General features: G+C 64.4%; 18 protein-coding genes and 1 pseudogene. 8 read left to right on the top strand and 11 right to left on the bottom strand.

Annotated elements, in window-relative coordinates; genetic code table 11:
• Positions 1 to 148 precede the first annotated feature (148 nt).
• Positions 149 to 685 (top strand): GNAT family N-acetyltransferase, encoded by a 537-nt coding sequence (locus LGH83_RS14425; RefSeq protein ID WP_227399260.1) that lies wholly within the window; start codon positions 149 to 151, stop codon positions 683 to 685.
• Positions 686 to 690: 5 nt separating this feature from the next.
• On the opposite strand, the gene LGH83_RS14420 is transcribed toward LGH83_RS14425, so the two are convergent.
• Both LGH83_RS14420 and LGH83_RS14415 read right to left on the bottom strand, forming a co-directional pair.
• Entirely contained in the window at positions 691 to 2121 is a 1431-nt protein-coding gene (locus LGH83_RS14420) for an aldehyde dehydrogenase family protein (RefSeq protein ID WP_227399259.1), read from the bottom strand.
• A complete protein-coding gene (locus LGH83_RS14415) occupies positions 2118 to 2921 on the bottom strand; it encodes a GntR family transcriptional regulator (RefSeq protein WP_227399258.1) in 804 nt (267 codons plus the stop codon). Before LGH83_RS14415 ends, LGH83_RS14420 begins: the two co-directional genes overlap by 4 nt.
• Positions 2922 to 3043: 122 nt before the next feature.
• Between LGH83_RS14415 and LGH83_RS14410 the strand changes: the two genes are divergently transcribed.
• A complete protein-coding gene (locus LGH83_RS14410) occupies positions 3044 to 4636 on the top strand; it encodes a gamma-glutamyltransferase family protein (protein WP_227399257.1) in 1593 nt (530 codons plus the stop codon).
• 33 nt (positions 4637 to 4669) lie between these two features.
• Entirely contained in the window at positions 4670 to 5713 is a 1044-nt protein-coding gene (gene speB / locus LGH83_RS14405) for an agmatinase (RefSeq protein WP_227399256.1), read from the top strand.
• 12 nt (positions 5714 to 5725) lie between these two features.
• Here speB and LGH83_RS14400 read toward each other — a convergent pair whose 3' ends face one another.
• The gene (locus LGH83_RS14400; RefSeq protein WP_227399255.1) at positions 5726 to 7063 is read right to left on the bottom strand and encodes an aspartate aminotransferase family protein; all 1338 of its coding nucleotides are present in this window, start codon (positions 7061 to 7063) and stop codon (positions 5726 to 5728) included.
• A 154-nt stretch (positions 7064 to 7217) separates the two neighbouring features.
• Between LGH83_RS14400 and LGH83_RS14395 the strand changes: the two genes are divergently transcribed.
• The 3 genes from LGH83_RS14395 to LGH83_RS14385 all read left to right on the top strand — a co-directional run bounded on the left by LGH83_RS14395 (position 7218) and on the right by LGH83_RS14385 (position 8542).
• Positions 7218 to 7790 (top strand): cupin domain-containing protein, encoded by a 573-nt coding sequence (locus LGH83_RS14395; protein WP_227399254.1) that lies wholly within the window; start codon positions 7218 to 7220, stop codon positions 7788 to 7790.
• Positions 7791 to 7923: 133 nt separating this feature from the next.
• Positions 7924 to 8136, top strand: a complete 213-nt coding sequence (locus LGH83_RS14390; RefSeq protein WP_227399253.1) for a hypothetical protein — start codon at positions 7924 to 7926, stop codon at positions 8134 to 8136.
• Between the two features lie 115 nt (positions 8137 to 8251).
• Positions 8252 to 8542: a hypothetical protein gene (locus LGH83_RS14385; protein WP_227399252.1), complete on the top strand. Its 291-nt coding sequence runs from the start codon at positions 8252 to 8254 to the stop codon at positions 8540 to 8542.
• A 24-nt stretch (positions 8543 to 8566) separates the two neighbouring features.
• Here the strand turns inward: LGH83_RS14385 and LGH83_RS14380 are convergent, their stop codons facing one another.
• The 6 genes from LGH83_RS14380 to LGH83_RS14355 form a co-directional block, all read right to left on the bottom strand.
• Positions 8567 to 9007 (bottom strand): hypothetical protein, encoded by a 441-nt coding sequence (locus LGH83_RS14380; protein ID WP_227399251.1) that lies wholly within the window; start codon positions 9005 to 9007, stop codon positions 8567 to 8569.
• Positions 9008 to 9148: 141 nt separating this feature from the next.
• Positions 9149 to 10555, bottom strand: coding sequence for a dihydropyrimidinase (hydA, locus tag LGH83_RS14375; protein WP_131113801.1), 1407 nt, complete (start codon positions 10553 to 10555; stop codon positions 9149 to 9151).
• A gap of 14 nt (positions 10556 to 10569) precedes the next feature.
• A complete protein-coding gene (locus tag LGH83_RS14370) occupies positions 10570 to 11784 on the bottom strand; it encodes a cysteine desulfurase-like protein (protein WP_227399250.1) in 1215 nt (404 codons plus the stop codon).
• A 32-nt stretch (positions 11785 to 11816) separates the two neighbouring features.
• A complete protein-coding gene (locus tag LGH83_RS14365; protein ID WP_319799551.1) occupies positions 11817 to 12551 on the bottom strand; it encodes an amino acid ABC transporter ATP-binding protein in 735 nt (244 codons plus the stop codon).
• Positions 12551 to 13222: an amino acid ABC transporter permease gene (locus LGH83_RS14360; protein ID WP_227399249.1), complete on the bottom strand. Its 672-nt coding sequence runs from the start codon at positions 13220 to 13222 to the stop codon at positions 12551 to 12553. The genes LGH83_RS14365 and LGH83_RS14360 overlap by 1 nt, the downstream gene beginning before the upstream one ends.
• Before the next feature lie 141 nt (positions 13223 to 13363).
• Positions 13364 to 14113 (bottom strand): ABC transporter substrate-binding protein, encoded by a 750-nt coding sequence (locus LGH83_RS14355; protein WP_227401858.1) that lies wholly within the window; start codon positions 14111 to 14113, stop codon positions 13364 to 13366.
• Positions 14114 to 14363: 250 nt separating this feature from the next.
• Here LGH83_RS14355 and LGH83_RS14350 point away from each other — a divergent pair, with 250 nt between their 5' ends.
• Positions 14364 to 15092: a FadR/GntR family transcriptional regulator gene (locus LGH83_RS14350; protein WP_227399248.1), complete on the top strand. Its 729-nt coding sequence runs from the start codon at positions 14364 to 14366 to the stop codon at positions 15090 to 15092.
• Between the two features lie 2 nt (positions 15093 to 15094).
• Here the strand turns inward: LGH83_RS14350 and LGH83_RS14345 are convergent, their stop codons facing one another.
• Positions 15095 to 15523, bottom strand: a complete 429-nt coding sequence (locus LGH83_RS14345; protein WP_227399247.1) for an MAPEG family protein — start codon at positions 15521 to 15523, stop codon at positions 15095 to 15097.
• Positions 15524 to 15815: 292 nt separating this feature from the next.
• On the opposite strand from LGH83_RS14345, the gene LGH83_RS14340 reads away from it, so the two are divergent.
• A complete protein-coding gene (locus LGH83_RS14340) occupies positions 15816 to 17294 on the top strand; it encodes a mechanosensitive ion channel family protein (RefSeq protein WP_227399246.1) in 1479 nt (492 codons plus the stop codon).
• On the opposite strand, the pseudogene LGH83_RS14335 reads toward LGH83_RS14340, so the two are convergent.
• A pseudogene (locus LGH83_RS14335) lies at positions 17279 to 17720 on the bottom strand (helix-turn-helix domain-containing protein); the annotation flags it as partial. The gene LGH83_RS14340 and the pseudogene LGH83_RS14335 overlap by 16 nt on opposite strands.
• Positions 17721 to 17786: the final 66 nt, after the last annotated feature.

Genomic DNA, 17786 nt, shown 5'->3' with positions numbered 1-17786 from the left:
AATGCCCGTTCGATCGATCCGCGCCAGCCCTCAAACGCCGGAGGCTCTTGGATGCAAAATCGGATACAATTTTCGTGCTAGAGCGCGTTCCTTCGAGCGACCCTGCCGATCGCCTGTCGAGCCGCTTCACCGTAGCCTTGGATTGACCATGGAAGACCTGTCCCAACCCGTTAGCGAGATCGAAACAGGATGGTGTCGTGACCCCGCCATCGCGAGTGACATCGCGCGGCTTTTCGTGGCCGGTGCGGACCCCTCTTATATCTCCCATTCCGAGCTTCAGTTCGGCCGCGCCGAAACGCCCGATCGCTGGGCCTCCGACCTCGGCGCCATCATCCTCTCCTCGGCCACCAAAGCCATCGCGGACGCAACTCGCCCGACTACGGATCCGCATACGAAACTGGCGGTCGCGACCGCGAATGGCACCATTATCGGCTTCGCCTTCGTGTCCTTCATGCCGGGCGTCAGGACGCCGTTTGCGACCCTCGAGGATCTGCTGGTCACGGGCGCTCGTGGCCAGGGCGCGGGGCGCGCCATGCTGGATTGGATCGCAAGGACCTGCCGAACAGCCGGATTTTTGCGGCTGTTTCTGGAAAGCGGTGCCAGCAACGACCGTGCGCACCACTTTTTCGAGCGTCACGGCTTCGAGCAGGTGTCGATCGTCATGAAGCGGGACCTTCAAAGCTAGAACGATCAATCCTCGCCATAGCCCGCGATCCCCTTCGTCTCGACGAAATCGTGGATGCCGAAATCCGCATATTCGCGGCCGTTGCCCGACTGCTTGTAGCCGCCGAACGGAGCGCGCGTATCCCAATCGGGATAGTTGATGTTGACGAGCCCGGCCCGCAACCGACCGGCGACGCGACGCGCTGCAGCGAGATCGCCGCCCTGAACGTAAGCCGCCAGACCATAGACCGTGTCGTTGGCGAGCCGGATCGCGTCCGCCTCGTCTGTATAGGACAGGATCGACAGCACCGGACCGAAGATCTCCTCGCGGGAGATCCGCATGTCGGGTTTGACGTGGCCGAACACGGTGGGCTTGACGTAATAGCCGTGATCGAGACCCTCGGGACGCCCCAATCCGCCCGTCACCAGCGTGGCGCCTTCGGCGATGCCGGCTTCGATCATCCCCTGGATTTTGTCATATTGGGTCTGGCTGACGACAGGGCCGAGATCGGTGCCGGAATCCAGCGGGGGACCCACCCGCAGCGCTTCGGCGGCCGCTTTGGCGAAGGCCAGCGCCTCGGTCTCGCGATCGGCCGGCACGAACATCCGGGTCGGCGCGTCGCAGGATTGCCCGCTATTGCCGAAACATGCGTCGACCCCCTTGCGGACGGCACTTTCGAGATCGGCATCCGGCAGGATGATATTGGCCGATTTGCCGCCGAGCTCCTGGCTGACCCGCTTCACCGTATCGGCCGCCGTCTTGGCCACGATGATGCCGGCGCGGGTCGAGCCGGTGAACGACACCATGTCGATGCCGGGATGACCCGCCATGACCTGCCCGACGTCCGGGCCGGTTCCATTGACGAGATTGAAGACGCCCTTCGGCACAGCTGCGGCGTCGATCACTTCGGCGAAGATGATGCCGCTGATTGGCGCGATCTCGCTCGGCTTCAGGACCATCGTGCAGCCCGCCGCGAGCGCCGGCGCGACCTTGCACATGATCTGATTGAGGGGCCAGTTCCACGGCGTGATCAGACCGACGACGCCGATTGGCTCCTTGACGACCCGGGTGGAGCCGCGCGTCTCGTCGAACGTGAAGGCCTCGAGCGCCTCGATCGTGGCTTCGAGATGGGCTCGGCCCACATAGGCCTGCGATCCGCGCGCGAACTCGATCGGCGCCCCCATCTCCTGGCTGACCGCCTGAGCGATATCCTCGTAGCGGGCGTTATAGGCATCGAGCAGGCGGCGGAGCAGCGCGAGGCGATCGGCCCGGCTGGTCTGCGAAAATGTCTCGAACGCCACTTGCGCCGCCGCGACGGCCCGATCGACATCCGCGGGTGCGCCGCCCGAAATGCTCGTGTAGGGACGCTCGGTCGAAGGGTCGATCACCTCGATCGGATTGGGCGTGATCGGATCGACCCAAGCGCCATCGATGTAGAACTGCAGATGATGGGTCATGAAGCCTCCTTCGATCCAGCCGGGGCTCGATCGCCCCGCCGCTGTCGACGATGATTGTAGATGTCCCGCACCTTGGCCATGTTGCGCAACGAGGTTCGCACATGGGCGCGGGCGGCTGCGGCTGCGGCCACGGCATCGCGTGCCAGAATGGCGGCCGCGATGGCCTCGTGTTCCGACAAGCCGACGTCTTCCCAATCGACCCACAGCACTTCAAGCCAAAGAGCGAGCCGCAGCTTCTGATAAATTTGGCCCGTCACCGTGATGAGCGCCTCGTTGCGGGTCGCGACCACGATCACCTCATGGATCAGCAATCCAAGATCGAGGTCGCGCGCGGCGTCGGACGGCGTCGATTTCTTGGTCGCATGCAGAACGCGCATCTGCTCGACCAGCGCCCGGATGTGCTGCAGATCGGTCTCGGTTGCGTTGACGCAGGCGAGTTCCGCCGCGCAAACGTCGAGGGCCTCGCGCACCGCGAGAAGATCGCAGACAGCCGCAACGTCGAGATCGAGCACTGTGTAGCCGACGTTGCGCCGTCCGACCACGAGGCCCTCTTGTTCAAGCTTCATCAAGGCTTCGCGCAAAGGCGTGCGGCTGACCCCGAGATGGGCCGCAAGCCGACTTTCGGAGAGATGTTCGGCCGAGCGGAGCTGGCCGCTGAGGATCATCTCCTTCAGGTCCAAATAGGTCGTCTGCCGTACCGACGGGCTCGACGCGACCGACTCGACGGGCGCCGCACGGCCCGACGGCCGAGCCGGAGACGTCTTCGGCGGCGCTGCTCGCACGCTCCGCGTGACCGTCATGGTCCGAACATCCTTGTGGTGCGCCCGTAATTGGATACGATTTCGTATACTGGCATGTCTCGCGGTATCGATCGAGTATGCTTTCTGCAAATCATGGGCCGGTGCAGCCGGGCGGAGCACACATGCGCGACTATGAAAAACCGGGCCGATCCTTGGTCATGGCCCGTCACGGCATGGCGGCCACATCGCATTCGTCCGCCAGTCTCGCCGCCGTCAACATGCTGCAGGCCGGGGGCAATGCGATCGACGCCGCCATTGCGGCCTGCGCGGTCCAATGCGTGGTCGAACCTGGTTCGACCGGCATCGGCGGCGATTGTTTCGCGCTGATCTCGCCGGACGGCAGCGACCGCATCGTCGCCTATAACGGCTCGGGCCGCGCGCCCGCCGCCGCCACGACCGACTGGTACAAACAGCAGGGCTTCACGACGATCCCGCGTCAGTCGCCCCATGCGGTCACGGTGCCGGGAGCGGTCGAGGCTTGGGCGCGCTTGCTGCACGATCATGGCACGCGCGGCCTGGGGGAGGTTCTGGCGCCCGCCGTCGCACTGGCGCGGGACGGTTATGCCGTGAGTTCACGCGTCGGGCGCGACTGGATCAACCAGGAGGCGCTGCTGCGGGCCGATCCGGATGCGGCGCGGATCTTCCTGCCGGACGGCCATGCGCCGAAGATCGGAACCGTGCATCGCCAACCCGAACTCGCGGCGACGCTGGAGGCCATCGGACAGGACGGCCCGGACGCCTTCTACAAGGGCCAACGCGCCGCCGACATGGTGGCGCATCTGCGGAAGCTTGGCGGCCTGCATTCAGCCGAGGATTTCGCCTCCGCGCGCGGCACCTACGAGATGCCAATCAAGACCCGCTTTCGGGGCCACGACATTTTTGAATGTCCGCCCGGCGGCCAGGGCGTGATCGCCTTGATGATCCTGAATATCCTCTCGGGGTTCGAGGGTCGTGGCGACCCGCTCTCGCCTGATCGACTGCACATCGAGATCGAGGCCACGAAGTTGGCTTATTCGATCCGCGACGCCGTGCTGGCCGACCCGGCCAAGGCCGACGTGCCGATCGATTGGCTGTTGTCAGACACGCTCGCGGCAGAGTTGCGGAGCCGCATCGATCTCACCTCATGTCTCGACGACATCCCGGCCTTCTTGCCGCCGGACCACAAGGACACGGTCTATATCTGCGTCGTCGACAAGAACCGTATGGCTGTCAGTTTCATCAACTCGATCTTTCATCCGTTCGGTAGCGGCATCGTGGAGCCGAACAGTGGCGTCTTGTTCCACAATCGCGGCCAGAGTTTCGTCGTGGAGGCAGGCCACCCGAACGCCATCGCGCCCGGCAAGCGGCCGTTACACACCATCATCCCCGGCATGATGACACGCGAGGGGCGCGTCGAGATGCCGTTTGGCGTGATGGGCGGCCATTATCAGGCGATGGGGCATGCGCATTTCGTCTCGAAGCTGCTCGACTATGGCCTGAACATGCAGGCCGCGATCGATCTGCCGCGCCTCTTCCCGAAGCCCGGCACACGCGACGTTGAAGCGGAAGCAACGCTGCCGGCCGCAACCCGGATCGAGCTCGAACGGCGCGGCTTTAGAATCGTGCCGCCGTCCTGGGCGATCGGCGGGGCGCAAGCTATTTCGATCGACTGGGACACCGGGGTGCTGATTGGCGCCTCCGACCATCGCAAGGACGGCGCCGCGCTCGGCTATTGAGCCGTTTCATACCCAACCCGGGAGGACCCGACCATGTTCGATGCCGACAAACTCGCCGCGCTCAGGGCCCGATACGCGAACGCGACCGGCAGCGACACCTTCGATCCGACGTTCAAGCGCGTCGCCGATCTCGTGTTCAAGGACGGCGACAAACGCCCCGCACCCTATGCCGGTGTTCCGACACTCCTCCGCTCGCCTTACCGGCCCGACCGCGACCTGTCGGATCTCGACATCGCGCTGCTCGGCGTGCCGATGGACCTCGGCGTGACGCACCGCTCCGGCGCGCGGTTCGGCCCCAAGGCGATCCGCAATGTCGAGCGGATCGGCCCCTACGAACATGTTCTGAAGGCGGTGCCGGCCGGTGACGTCCGGGTCGCCGACATCGGAGACGTGCCGTTCCGCAGCCGCTTCGATCTCGCAGCCTCCCATGAGGATATCGAAACCTGCGTGGCCCGCATCGTAGCGGCCGGTGTCGTCCCGCTGTCGGTCGGCGGCGATCATTCGATGAGCCTTCCCGTGTTGCGCGCGGTGGGCCGTGATCGCCCGGTCGGGCTGATCCACATCGACGCCCATTGCGACACGAGCGGGTCGTTCGAAGACTGCAAGTTTCATCATGGTGGCCCGTTCCGCCAGGCGGTTCTCGACGGCGTGCTCGACCCGGAACGGACCATCCAGATCGGGATCCGCGGCAATTCGGAATTCCTGTGGGAGTTCTCGTATGCGAGCGGCATGACCGTGATCCACGCCGAGGAGGTCGATCGGATGGGTCTCGAGGCCGTGATCAAACAGGCCCGTGCCATCGCGGGGGATGGGCCGACCTATGTGACGTTCGACGTCGACAGTCTCGACCCGGCTTTTGCGCCCGGCACCGGCACGCCGGAGGTGGGCGGCCTTACGTCAAGCCAAGCGCTGGCGATCCTGCGCGGCCTGATCGGGCTCGATATCGTGGGCGGCGACGTGGTCGAGGTGGCGCCGCAATATGATCCGACCACCAACACGGCGCAGATCGCGGCCCAGGTGTTGTTCGAACTCCTCTGCCTCAGCGCAGCGGCGATCCAGAAGCGCCGCCACATCTGAAACATGCGACGGTCAGGCGACCTGCTTCAGCACGTCGCTCAGCATCGACAGGAGGGTCGCGATCTGCTCCCGCTCGATGATGAGCGGCGGCGACAACGCGATGATGTCACCGGTGGTGCGGACCAGCAGCCCCTTTTCGAAGGCCTTCACGAACGCCTCGTAGGCGCGCGTGCCCGGCGCGCCGGCCCGGGGTGCAAGCTCGATCCCGGCGATCAGACCGATGGTGCGGATGTCGATCACGTTCGGCAGCCCTTTGAGGCTGTGGATCGCGTCGTGCCACGTTTCGGCCAAGTCGGCGCCCCGGGTCAGCAGGCCTTCCTCGGCATAGATGTCGAGCGTGGCAATGCCGGCCGCGCAGCCGACCGGATGGCCCGAATAGGTGTAGCCGTGGAAGAGCTCGATGGCATTCTCCGGCCCCCGCATCAGCGCATCGTGTACGGCGCGGCTTGCGAAAACCGCGCCCATCGGAATGCAGCCGTTCGTCAGGCCCTTGGCGGTCGCCATCATGTCGGGTTTGACGCCGAAATAATCCGCCCCGAAGGGGGTGCCAAGGCGTCCGAACCCGCTGATGACCTCGTCGAAGATCAACAGAATGCCGTGTTGATCGCAGATGGCGCGCAACCGATCCAGGTAGCCGTTCGGTGCGATCAGCACCCCGGTCGACCCTGCGACGGGCTCGACGATCACAGCCGCGATGGTTTCGGCGCCATGCAGCGCCACCAGCCGTTCGAGATCCTCGGCGAGCTCTGCGCCATGCTCCGGCTGGCCCCTGACATAGGCGTTGCGCGCGAGGTCATGGGTATGCCGCAGGTGGTCGGTGCCCGGCAGCTGCGGGAAAACCCGGCGGTTGTTGAGGATGCCGCCGACCGAGATGCCGCCGAACCCGACCCCGTGGTAGCCGCGCTCGCGACCGATGAACCGGGTGCGGGTGCCCTGCCCGATGGCACGCTGATACGCGATCGCGATCTTGAGCGCCGTATCGACCGATTCCGACCCCGACCCGGTGAAGAAAACCCGATCGAGCCCGGCGGGCGCGATCTTGGCGAGGCGCTCGGCGAAGTCGAACACGATGGGATGCGCCATCTGGAAGGTCGGCGCGAAATCGAGATCCATCAATTGCCGTTCGACCGCTTCGGCGATCTGGCGTCGGCCATGCCCGGCATTGACGCACCACAGGCCCGCCGTCCCATCGAGCACCGTGCGCCCATCGGCGCTCTCGTAATACATGCCCTTGGCCGAGGTCAGCATGCGGGGCGCCGCCTTGAACTGGCGGTTTGCCGTAAACGGCATCCAGAAATTTTCGAGATTCGGCTCGTTCGAGCCCGGGCGGTCGATGGCGTCGAGGGTCATGCGGTTGGGTTCCGGTTCGGACCCAACAATGCGCGGGGCCGGACGCCTCAACAAGATGGTTTCTGCTCATCGGCAACATGCTTCAATCGCAGAGACGCAGCTTCATGTGTTAGTCGATACGCACCACTTGCACCACGCGGAGGCGAGGCAACGCATGACGTTCGACCCGGATTTCGACCAGACCCTCAAACTCGGGGCCCGTCTCAAAGCAGTCCGACAGTTGCACCAGCTCTCGCAGCGCGCACTCGCCAAGCGCGTCGGCCTTGCTCACTCGACCCTGTCGCTGATCGAATCGAACCAGATGAACCCCTCGGTCGGCGCGCTCAAGCGCATTCTCGACGGCATCCCAATCGGACTCGCGGCCTTCTTCAGCTTCGAGCCGCAGCCGAGCCGAACCGTGTTCTATGCGGCCGAGGATCTGGTCGAGATCGGCAAGGGTCCGATCTCGTTCCGGCAGGTCGGCGACACGCTATTCGGACGCGCGCTGCAGATCCTCAAGGAACGCTATGAGCCGGGTGCCGATACCGGACGCGTCCCCCTGACCCATAAGGGCGAGGAAGGCGGGATCGTGCTGAGCGGCCGGCTCGAGGTCACGGTCGGTGACGAGCGGAAGATTCTGGGGGCGGGCGACGCCTATTATTTCGAAAGCCACCGCCCGCACCGGTTTCGCTGCGTTGGCCCGCACGCCTGCGAGGTGGTCAGCGCCTGCACGCCGCCGACGTTTTGACCATGAACCCGTTGTGCTCAATCAACGCGTTTCGATCCGTGGTCCGAGCGGCCTCGGCTCTATGATAAGCCGCTCGCGCTCGTTACGATTGAGTCGCGACGACGTCGATCGAGGCGAGCGCGGGAGAAAATCGATGGCAGGCCTGGTGACGGCATCCGCGACGATCCAATGCGAACTCGGCCATCCGGTCGTGGTCCAGATCGTCGATGGGTTGGTCGAAAAAGACATGCACCGCGACGTCGTCGAGGTGAATACCGAAACAGGCGAAGAGACGGTCACCTATTGTCCGAAATGTAGCGAGGCCGCCGATCTCCTCCTCGCGAGTGGCCTCAAGCCCGCAGGGTGAGGCCAGCCGAGAGCTGCGAGGCTTTGCAACAAGCCGGGTGCGTCCTCCGTTTGCACTCGCCGGGCTGCGACAATGCGGTTCGATGCGATGGACTGAAACGATCGGGAGATCTTCGATGGTCGATTATACGCTGGCGGTCGGAACTCATGATCCGCAGGTCGTCTCGGCCGAGAACGATGGCGATGCGATCAGCCGCAGCGTCGGCTTCGTGGTCGGTCAATATGCCGATGACATGCAGAATTTCGGGCAGGAGGTCGTGACACTGCTCGGGCCAAGCGGTTTGCTGACGCGCCCGAGCGAGCGCCTGGATGAATTCGTGCACCGTATCCCCTCGGTCGCTGCCGCGATCGAGACCGACCACCTGCAAACGGGCGATACCAACACACCGGATTGCAACGGCGATTGATCTCGAAGCAGCGTCGTCGCTGGCTTAGTTGAGCAGCGAGACCGGCTCGGCGATGATGATATCGGCCGTACTATAGGCGCACATGAACGCGTAGGTCGCCTTCAGATCGGCGACATCGACCGTGATGGTGACGCTGCCTGAGCCAGACACCCGTGGCAGAAATGCGTCGATGATCGCTTGTCGCGCCGCATAATCGTTATGGGCCGCGATAAAGCCGTCGATCTGCTCGCTGACGGCGCTGCTCCCGAGGATCGCGAAGGTCTCGTCGAGGCTGCGGGCGGCCGCCTGCGCGGTTCGAAAGCTGCCGACGATCTGCGACACCGCCATCGCGTCGACGGCTGGTGCCACCGTCATGCCGAGGATCTTGAGGCCGGGGATCGGCGGCAGACGTTGCGCCGCCGCCAGCAGACAGGCTTTATCCTCGAGCGATCCGGCCCAAGCCGGGCCTGCGAGAAGCAGCATCATTGCGACAATCACGCGCACGGCAGGCCCTTCCGAGGGCCGAGCCCCCTTATGGTCTGACTCTTGCCATAATCGACCTGGGCTGCCTAGCTGTGGGCCTCCAGCGATGCCGATCTAACACGAAAGATCCAGAGGCGCGACGCGCTAGAGGTGGCCCGACGCCCCGCGCGCAATGAAAGCGCCGCCATTCCGCTCGTCCGTGACCTTGCCGTCGGCGAAGACGGTCGTGCCCCTGACGATCGTCGTGACCGGCCAGCCTGTCACCTCCAGCCCCTCATAGGGCGTGTAGTCGGCCCCGTGGTGCATCAGATCCTGCGTGATCGTCACCCGCTTGTCGGCATCCCACAGTGCCAGATCGGCATCGGCACCGATCGCGATCGAGCCTTTCCGGGGATAGAGGCCGTACATCTTGGCATGGTTGGTCGACGTCAGGGCGACGAACTCCTGCAGCGAGAGACGCCCCGTCTTGACGCCTTCCGAGAACAGGATCGGCAGGCGCGTCGCGATGCCCGGAATGCCGTTCGGAACCCAGCGAAACGACGTGCGTGCCTTTGGCCCGGTCTTGCCTGCGTCGTCGTCGTAACGGAACGGACAATGGTCCGACGAAAAGGTCTGGAACACACCGGTCTGCAAGCCGCGCCAGATCGCGTCCTGTGAGGCCTTGTCGCGCGGTGGCGGAGAACAGACGTATTTCGCGCCGCTCATGTCCATGTTGAGGCCTTTGAGATCGTCGGCCGTCAGCACGAGATATTGCGGGCAGGTTTCGGCGAAGATCTTCAGGCCGCGGCGACGCGCCCATTCGATCTGCTCCATCGCCTCCCGACCGGACACATGGACGATCATGATCGGGATACCGACCAGTTCGGCATGCGAGATGGCGCGGTGGGCGGCCTCCCGCTCGACCAGTTCGGGACGGGAGACGGCATGATAATAAGGCGCGGTTTCGCCGCCCTGCTCCAGACGCTCCGCCATGAATTTGATCTGGTCATAGCCTTCGGCATGGACCATCACGAGCGCGCCTTCGCGCCGCGCGACGTCGAACACCTCCAGCAGTTGCCGGTCGGTCAGCACCATGTCGTCATAGGTCATGAAGACCTTGAACGAGGTGTAGCCATCCTTCACCAAGGCCGGGAGTTCCTGGCCGAGCACCTGCGGCGTCGGGTCGGTGATGATGAGATGCATGCTGTAGTCGATCAGCGACTGCCCCTCGGCCTTGGCCCGATAGGCTTCGACGCTGGCGCGCAAGGATTCGCCGCGACGCTGCAGCGCGAAGGGAATGACGCAGGTATTGCCGCCCGCCGCCGCCGAGCGCGTGCCACTGGCAAAGCCATCCGCCATGACGATGCCATCACCGGAAAACTGGTCGAGATGGACATGGCTGTCGATACCGCCGGGCATCACCAAGAGGCCGGTCGCGTCGATCGTGCGGGTCGCGGGGCCGACATCCTCGCCGAGCGACACGATGCGTCCATCGCGGACGCCGACATCGCAGCGCGCCACATCGGCCGCCGTCACGATGGTGCCGCCACGAATGGCGAGGTCGAGGGTCATCGCGATCTCCAAAGTCAGCTCGGAAGACGATCAAGGCTACCGATCAGCCGATCGACCTCGTCGAGCGTGTTGTAATGCACCAGGGAGACGCGCACCACACCACCATTGTCGGCTAATCCGAGATGCTCGATCAAGCGACGCGAGTGGAAGTCGCCGAACCGGATGCCGATCGAATCATGGTCGGTGTGCTGGACAACCGCTTGGGACTCCCGGCCCTCCATCTTGAACGCGATGGTGGGGACACGAACGGCCGCGTCGCTCGTGCGATGACCGATGACGCGTGTGTCGTTCCGGGTACGGAGATAAGCCAACAGCCGCTCGGCCAGTACCGCCTCGTGCGCCGCGATATCGTCGAAGGCGCGCGTGATGGCGGCGCGATCGCCGGTCCCCCCACCAAGGTCGTCGAGATAATCGACGATCCCGGCTGCGCCCCAAGCAAGTTCGTAATTGGTGTTGCCGGGCTCGAGCTTCATCGGCACTTTGTCTTTGCCGTAGAAGTAGTGATAGAGCCCGTCCAACTCCAAAAGCTTGTCGTATTTGCCGTAAAGCACGGCGAAATGCGGTCCATACGTCTTGTAGAAGCTGAACACGTAGTAATCGACGTCCCAGGCCTGAACGTCGACGGCGCGATGGGGCGCATAAGCCACGGCGTCGACCGCGATTTCGGCGCCGCGTGCGTGGACGCGGGCCGCGATCTCGGCCACCGGGTTGATGGTGCCGAGGATGTTCGACGTATGGGTGACCGCGACGAGCCGCGTCCGGTCGCTCATCAGTGCATCGAGCGCGTCGAGATCGATCGTCAGCGTATCGGGGTCGAGGCTCCACGTCTTGATGACGATGCCGCGCTTTTCGAGGGCGCGCCACGGACCGATGTTCGATTCATGGTCGAAGTCAGTCACGACGATCTCGTCGCCCGGCTGAAGTCTACCCTCCATCGACCGCGCCAGAAACTGGCAGAGGATCGTACTCGACGGTCCGAGCACGATCTCCTCCGGCCGAGCCGCATTCAGCAGCAAGGCAATCCGGCGGCGGGCTTCGGCCAAGCGCTCCACGGCGCGTCGCGAGGCAGGGTAGCTCGCCCCGGTCTGGACGCTGGTGGTCAGCAGATAGTCACGAATGCGGTCGGCCACGGAGCCGAGCACGAGCGAGCCGCCCGCATTGTCGAAATAAGCAAAGCCGTCGGCGAGAGCCGGAAACCGGCTGCGGACGGTGTCGAGATCAAGGGCCATGAAACATGCTTTCGAAAACGGCAGGGTTTAGATCAGTGGGATAAGACGGCTTGAAGGAAGCCGCGCAGACGCGGGTCCTTCGGCGCATCGAACATCGCGGCGGGCGGTCCCTGTTCGACAATACGCCCCTCACACATGAAGAGAATACGGTCCGCCACGCGGCGGGCAAAGCCCATCTCATGCGTCACAACAACCATCGTGACGCCGGTGCGCGCCAAACCTTGCATGACGTCGAGCACCTCGCCGACCATTTCGGGGTCGAGCGCCGAGGTGGGCTCGTCGAATAAGAGCACCTTCGGCTCCATGGCGAGCGCGCGGGCGATGCCGACCCGCTGCTGCTGGCCGCCCGAGAGTTGCGTCGGATATTTGTCGACATGGGCCTCGAGCCCGACGCGGACCAGCAGCTTGCGGGCGCGCGCCTCAGCTTGCGCCCAGGTCAGGCCGCGCACCCGCACCGGACCGATCGCGACGTTTCGGAGCACGCTGAGATGCGGAAACAGATTGAAGTTCTGGAACACCATCCCGGTTTCGGCCCGGATGGCGGTGAGTTGGCGCGTGTCGCCGACCGTAAATCCATCGACGACGATGTCGCCGGCGTCATGCCGCTCGAGGCGATTGATACAGCGGATCAGCGTGGATTTGCCAGACCCGGACGGCCCGATCACAACCAGCGTCTCGCCGACTTCGACGTCCAGCGTCACGTCGTTCAGTGCGCGATATTGCCCGAAGAGTTTGCTGACGCCGCGCAGGCTGATGATCGACGTCATCAACGCCCCCGTCGGTTGAGGCGCGCCTCGAGCAGGCCGACGGAGCGCACGAAGGGCAGCAGCAGAATCACGTAGATGACCGCCGCGCCGATGAGTGGCGTCGGATTAGCCGCAAGCGCCTGCGCCTGCGTGGCCTGTTTTAAAAGATCCGGCATCGCCACCACAGAGGCCAGCGCCGTATCCTTCATGACGTTGATCGAATTCGAGGTCAGCGGCGGAATCACGAGCTTGATGGCCTGTGGCAGCACGATGTCGATCATCTGACGGATCGGTCCGAGCCCCAGCGCGCGAGCCGCCTCGAACTGGCCTTGCGGCACGCCCTCGATGCCGGCGCGCAGAATTTCGGCCGAATAGGCAGCGGAGACGAGGCTGAGCGCGGTTGTGGCGGCCCAGAACGGCGACAGGCGAAGCCCGACGAAGGGCAGCGCGTAATAGATGACGATCAGCAACACCAGCACCGGGATCGACCGGAACACGTCGATATAGGCGATGCCGAGCGGCGACAGCGGCATGCCCCCATAGAGCCGCACCATCACCAGGATCAAACCACCGACGAACCCGATCACGATCGCGGTGAGCCCGAGCCCGACCGTGATCCACAACCCCTTGAGCAGCATGGGGAGCGCTTCGACGAACACGGACCAGTTCAGGAATGTGTCAAAGATCGACATAAAGCAGCTTCGAACCCCAACTCGCCCAGTGTCGGATCATGCGCGACCTGGGCCTTCTTGTCAGCAAAGCCAGAACGGCAGAGGTCGCCGACGCGACCTCTGCCGTTCCGACGACCCGCCGATCGCGGAATGACGCCCTCGTCAGAGCTTCGGGATATCGGCCTTCATGACCGTGCTGGTGGTGTCTTCGGGTTTCGCGCCGAACCACTTTTCGTGAAGCTTGGCGATGAAACCGTCCTGCTTCAGCTTGGTGATCTCGTCGTTCACCTTGGTCAGCAACGGGCTGTTTTTCGCAAACATCATGGAATAGCGCTCGCCGGTCGGGATCCGCTCGACCACCTTATAGGTCGGCTTATCCTTGACGTAATATTGCAGCGCCGGGATATCGCTGATGTAGCCGTCGATGCGGCCCGCCGCGAGGTCGAGCATCGCGGGCGCGAGGCCCTCGTATTTGCGGACGTCGCTGAACTTGTCCTCGTCCATATGCTTGGTCGCATACATGTCGCCGGTCGAGCCGGTATCGACGCCCACGACCTTGCCGGCCATGCCCGTGAGGTTGGTGATGCCCGAATCGGCCTTGACGGTCAGCGACTGGTCGCTGTCGTAATAGGGTTGGGCGAAAGCGACGCTTTCGAGCCGCTTCGGCGTGATCGTGATGGACGACACCGCAGCGTCGATCTGGCCCGATTGCACGGCCGCGAACAGGCCCGTGAACGGGATGTTGACGAACGTGACATCCAGGCCGAGACGCTTGCCGATTTCCTTCGCGAGATCGACCTCGAACCCGACGGTGTCGCCCTTGGCGTCCTGAAACTCCCACGGCACGTTGCCGATGTTGGCCCCGACCTTCATCTCGGCCGCGTGAGCCGCGAACGAGGCACTGAACGCCATGGCACCAAGGACGGATCCGAGCGCACACCGCTGCAACCATCCTGAGACTTTGTTACGCGACATGCAGAACCCCTGAAATGGAATTGGACCAAATTGGCCAGACCGGTTTGACCAGATGGAGTTTGGAGCAGATAACGAAATGGCGCAACCAAAGACGAGGCTTTGTCACGACAATGAATCGGCAGGGTAGCTGAAAGGATGGGCAGTCAGGTCATGACTTGGGCAGGACGACCAAAAGGACCACGTCGCGATGGGTGACCTTGCCGCGCTGCGCCGCTCCGAGCCGCCGACCGGCGACATGTTCGCGGGCGACCGTCCTCTCGTGCCACGCGCCGTTTCCGATCATCTCCAGGCCATGATTCTGCGCGGCGGACTGAAGCCGGGCGAAAAACTGCCGTCCCAGCGCGATCTCGCCGAGCAGCTCGGCGTCAGTCGCCCATCGCTGCGCGAGGCGATCTCGGTTCTGGAGGCGATGGGGCTTGTCAATGTGCGGATCGGCAGCGGCGTTTATGTGACCCAGCCCGCCACCCGTGCGCCCTTATGGCGATTTTCCGAACGCTGCAGCCCGCAAGACGTCTACGAGGCGCGTTACGGGCTTGAAAGTCATGCGGCACGGCTTGCGGCCCTGCGGTGCGACGAGGTCGGCGTGGCCCGGCTGCGCGAGGCGACGGATGCGATGCGCGAGGCACTCGCGCGCGACGACATCCCCGCGATGGCGGGCGCCGACGCGACCTTCCACGATCTCGTCTTCGACCTAACAGCCAATCCGATTCTGGCCGGCATGTATCGGCCGGTTCGCGACATGATGGTGGAGACGCAACGGCTGCCGATGACGCTTCGGATCCGCCTTGGCGATACGCTGCGCGAGCATGAGAACGTCTGCAAGACGATCGCGTCGCGCGATGGCGATGGCGCCGAGGCGGCGATGCGGCATCACATTCGCGCCGCAGCCAACCGCTACGGGCTGACGATCGGCTGACGTTACGCGACGGTGACCAGCACGGCTCCGATCGTCACGGTCGCACAAGCACCGACCAGGAACGCAAGGGTTCTGATCACCGGAATGCCGGCCGCGTAGATGACGTAATGGACGAACCGCGCTCCGACATAGGTCCAGGCCGCGATGACGGTCGCGGGGGTGCTGATGCCGGCGATCGCGGCGATCAGCACCAAAGGCGCGAAGACCGCAAGATTTTCGATCGCGTTAAGATGGGCTCGCCTCGCCCGGTCCATCCAGGGCCGGTCGACCGGATAGCCCGGCCCCGGATTGCCGATCGGCGCGAGCACGCCGAACGTCGCCATTCTGCCCACCACATAGGGAACCCACATCAGCGCGGTCGCGGTGGCGACGATCGTCAGGGCACGAAGCTCCGGCGTAAAGGTCACTGAAACATCTCCAGACAGGGCCATGACGGTCTTCTGCCGCAGGCGGCGGCGCGGTCCAACCCAGTCGCTTGCGAGACTCCCGGAGCCGAAAGCTCCGATCCTGGACCAGGACGTCACGCGCCGCTTGGGATATCACATGGTATGAAACGTCGGCGCCGATAGCGCCAGCGCGTATCAATGCGCGTCCTCTTGGGCCCGGGTCTCGTACCCGGACCGACACGTTGGACGCGCGATGACGCGCCTGGCATGACGCGCCTGGAAAGACGCGCCTGGAAAGACGCAATTGGGATGAACGACCCGCGATGACGGACGCGCGATGACTCACCAGACCTTACTCCTGATCGCAACGCTTGTGCTGTGCTGCGGCGTTGCGGTCCCGCGTCTTCTGCGACGCTGGTCGCCCTTGGCGAAAGTCGGTTGGCGGGTTGTCCTGTTGATCATCTTCACGGTCCTGATGCATCGCATCGTCGGCTCGCCACTCCAGCCGACCTTCCATTCGGATCTGGGCGGTCAACGCTTGTGGGAACAATTGCTCGAGGCGGGCTGGTGGATGGTGACCGCGAGAGGCATCGTCGGGCTGGCCCGCCTCATCGTCGTCCTCGAGAATCGCCCGCGCGAGACTCAGATCATCTCGGACCTGATGGCCGCGACCATCTATCTTGCGACCGCGCTCGCGGTCGTCGATCTCGTCTTCGACGTTTCGATCGGCGGATTGCTGGCAACCTCGGGCGTGATCGCGATCGTGCTCGGCCTGGCGCTCCAGAGTACCTTGTCGGACGTGTTCTCCGGCATCGCGGTGGGGATCGAGCGGCCCTACAAGGCCGGCGATCTGCTGTGGGTGGAAGGCGGCATCGAAGGTCACGTGCTGCAGGTCAATTGGCGATCGACGCAGATCGCCACCGGCAACGGCAATATCGCGATCGTGCCCAATAGCGTCATCGCCAAAGCGCGGCTCATCAATCATAGCCGCCCAACACCGGTGCGCGGTGACGCAATCGAGATGCGGCTCGATCCGGGCGCCTCGCCCGAGCTTTGCATGGCGACCCTGCATGCCGCCATCCTGGCCTGCCACCTGCCGCTGACGACGCCGCCACCCAGTATCGCCAGAACGCAGCTCCGCGGCGACGGCGTCGTTTACGAGATCTACTTTTCGGTGCCGTCGACGGAGAAGCTCGGCGCGGCGCGCAGCGAGGTCTTCGGCCAGGTGCAACGGCATCTCCGCCACGCTGGCATCTCGCTGGCGGTGGCCGGCATCGCAACGGTGCCGCGGCTCGCGGTTCCGACGCCGGCGGAACTCCTGGCCCAATCCGACCTGTTCGGGGCGATCGACCCCGAGGAGCGCGACCTTCTCGCCCAACACCTGACCCAGATCCATCTGGCGCGCGGCGACATGCTGATCCGGCAGGATGACGAGCCGCGAGCCTTGTTCATCGTCGCGTCCGGGACCGTGGAAATCACCCGGCGCACGCCGACCGGCGAAACCCCGGTGATCTTCCGCATGAGCCCGGGTGGGAGCCTGGGCGCGATCGGCCTCATCACCGGCGCTCCTTATGGCGCCACGGCGACGGCGCTGACGCAGGTAACGGCCTACCGCCTCGACAAGGCGGCCATCGCCGCCGCCGTCAAGATCAGGCCGGAGCTCGCAGCTGGACTCGAAGCTGTCGCGGCGCGCGGTCAAGCGGCTTTGGCGGTCGATGTCGTGGCGCACCGCGCCGAGGAGGTCACCCATCCCGAGCAGTTCCTGGACCGTATGCGGAGCTTCCTGCGAAAACTGGCGGTTCAGGACGCCGCGTAGCCCAACACCCGAGCGTCCTGTCCCCGTCGCCCATAATGCTGCGGCGAACAGCCCATCACGCGCTTCAAGGCGGTGCTGAACGCGCTTTCGAATTCGTAGCCCAGGGCCGGAGCGATGACCGAAATGGAATCGCGCGATGTCGCGAGCCGGTCTCCCGCGAGCAGCATCCGCCATCGCGTCAGGTCGTCCATCGAAGACACGCCGACCATCGTCTTGAACTTCAAGGCGAAGCTCGACCGCGACATACCCGCAACCGCGGCGAGCGCCTGCAGAGCCCAGCGGCGCGCCAGCTCGCGATGCATGGCCGATATCGCCGCGCTGGCGCGCCAGCTCGCGATGCATGGCCGATATCGCCGCGCTGATCTGGTGATCGGCCAGAGCGAACAGCCAGCCGACGCCACCGCTCGACCCTTCGGCGATATGCAGCCACGCACCTCCGCCCCAACTCTGATGTTGGCAAGGATCGTGCTTCATGTAGGTTCGGTCACAGTC

The sequence above is a fragment of the Lichenihabitans sp. PAMC28606 genome, from assembly GCF_020616535.1.
Taxonomy (GTDB): Bacteria; Pseudomonadota; Alphaproteobacteria; order Rhizobiales; family Beijerinckiaceae; genus Lichenihabitans; species Lichenihabitans psoromatis.
Note: the sequence above shows the minus strand (reverse complement) of the source record. Positions and strands in the feature narration are given on the sequence as shown.

What these genes read in the sequence shown, in the direction of transcription:
- LGH83_RS14425 (WP_227399260.1), top strand. Translation starts at nt 149, where the DNA reads ATGGAAGACCTGTCCCAACCCGTTAGCGAGATCGAAACAGGATGGTGT.
- LGH83_RS14420 (WP_227399259.1), bottom strand. Translation starts at nt 2,121, where the DNA reads ATGACCCATCATCTGCAGTTCTACATCGATGGCGCTTGGGTCGATCCG.
- LGH83_RS14415 (WP_227399258.1), bottom strand. Translation starts at nt 2,921, where the DNA reads ATGACGGTCACGCGGAGCGTGCGAGCAGCGCCGCCGAAGACGTCTCCG.
- LGH83_RS14410 (WP_227399257.1), top strand. Translation starts at nt 3,044, where the DNA reads ATGCGCGACTATGAAAAACCGGGCCGATCCTTGGTCATGGCCCGTCAC.
- speB (WP_227399256.1), top strand. Translation starts at nt 4,670, where the DNA reads ATGTTCGATGCCGACAAACTCGCCGCGCTCAGGGCCCGATACGCGAAC.
- LGH83_RS14400 (WP_227399255.1), bottom strand. Translation starts at nt 7,063, where the DNA reads ATGACCCTCGACGCCATCGACCGCCCGGGCTCGAACGAGCCGAATCTC.
- LGH83_RS14395 (WP_227399254.1), top strand. Translation starts at nt 7,218, where the DNA reads ATGACGTTCGACCCGGATTTCGACCAGACCCTCAAACTCGGGGCCCGT.
- LGH83_RS14390 (WP_227399253.1), top strand. Translation starts at nt 7,924, where the DNA reads ATGGCAGGCCTGGTGACGGCATCCGCGACGATCCAATGCGAACTCGGC.
- LGH83_RS14385 (WP_227399252.1), top strand. Translation starts at nt 8,252, where the DNA reads ATGGTCGATTATACGCTGGCGGTCGGAACTCATGATCCGCAGGTCGTC.
- LGH83_RS14380 (WP_227399251.1), bottom strand. Translation starts at nt 9,007, where the DNA reads ATGATGCTGCTTCTCGCAGGCCCGGCTTGGGCCGGATCGCTCGAGGAT.
- hydA (WP_131113801.1), bottom strand. Translation starts at nt 10,555, where the DNA reads ATGACCCTCGACCTCGCCATTCGTGGCGGCACCATCGTGACGGCGGCC.
- LGH83_RS14370 (WP_227399250.1), bottom strand. Translation starts at nt 11,784, where the DNA reads ATGGCCCTTGATCTCGACACCGTCCGCAGCCGGTTTCCGGCTCTCGCC.
- LGH83_RS14365 (WP_319799551.1), bottom strand. Translation starts at nt 12,551, where the DNA reads ATGACGTCGATCATCAGCCTGCGCGGCGTCAGCAAACTCTTCGGGCAA.
- LGH83_RS14360 (WP_227399249.1), bottom strand. Translation starts at nt 13,222, where the DNA reads ATGTCGATCTTTGACACATTCCTGAACTGGTCCGTGTTCGTCGAAGCG.
- LGH83_RS14355 (WP_227401858.1), bottom strand. Translation starts at nt 14,113, where the DNA reads ATGGCGTTCAGTGCCTCGTTCGCGGCTCACGCGGCCGAGATGAAGGTC.
- LGH83_RS14350 (WP_227399248.1), top strand. Translation starts at nt 14,364, where the DNA reads ATGGGTGACCTTGCCGCGCTGCGCCGCTCCGAGCCGCCGACCGGCGAC.
- LGH83_RS14345 (WP_227399247.1), bottom strand. Translation starts at nt 15,523, where the DNA reads ATGGCCCTGTCTGGAGATGTTTCAGTGACCTTTACGCCGGAGCTTCGT.
- LGH83_RS14340 (WP_227399246.1), top strand. Translation starts at nt 15,816, where the DNA reads ATGACTCACCAGACCTTACTCCTGATCGCAACGCTTGTGCTGTGCTGC.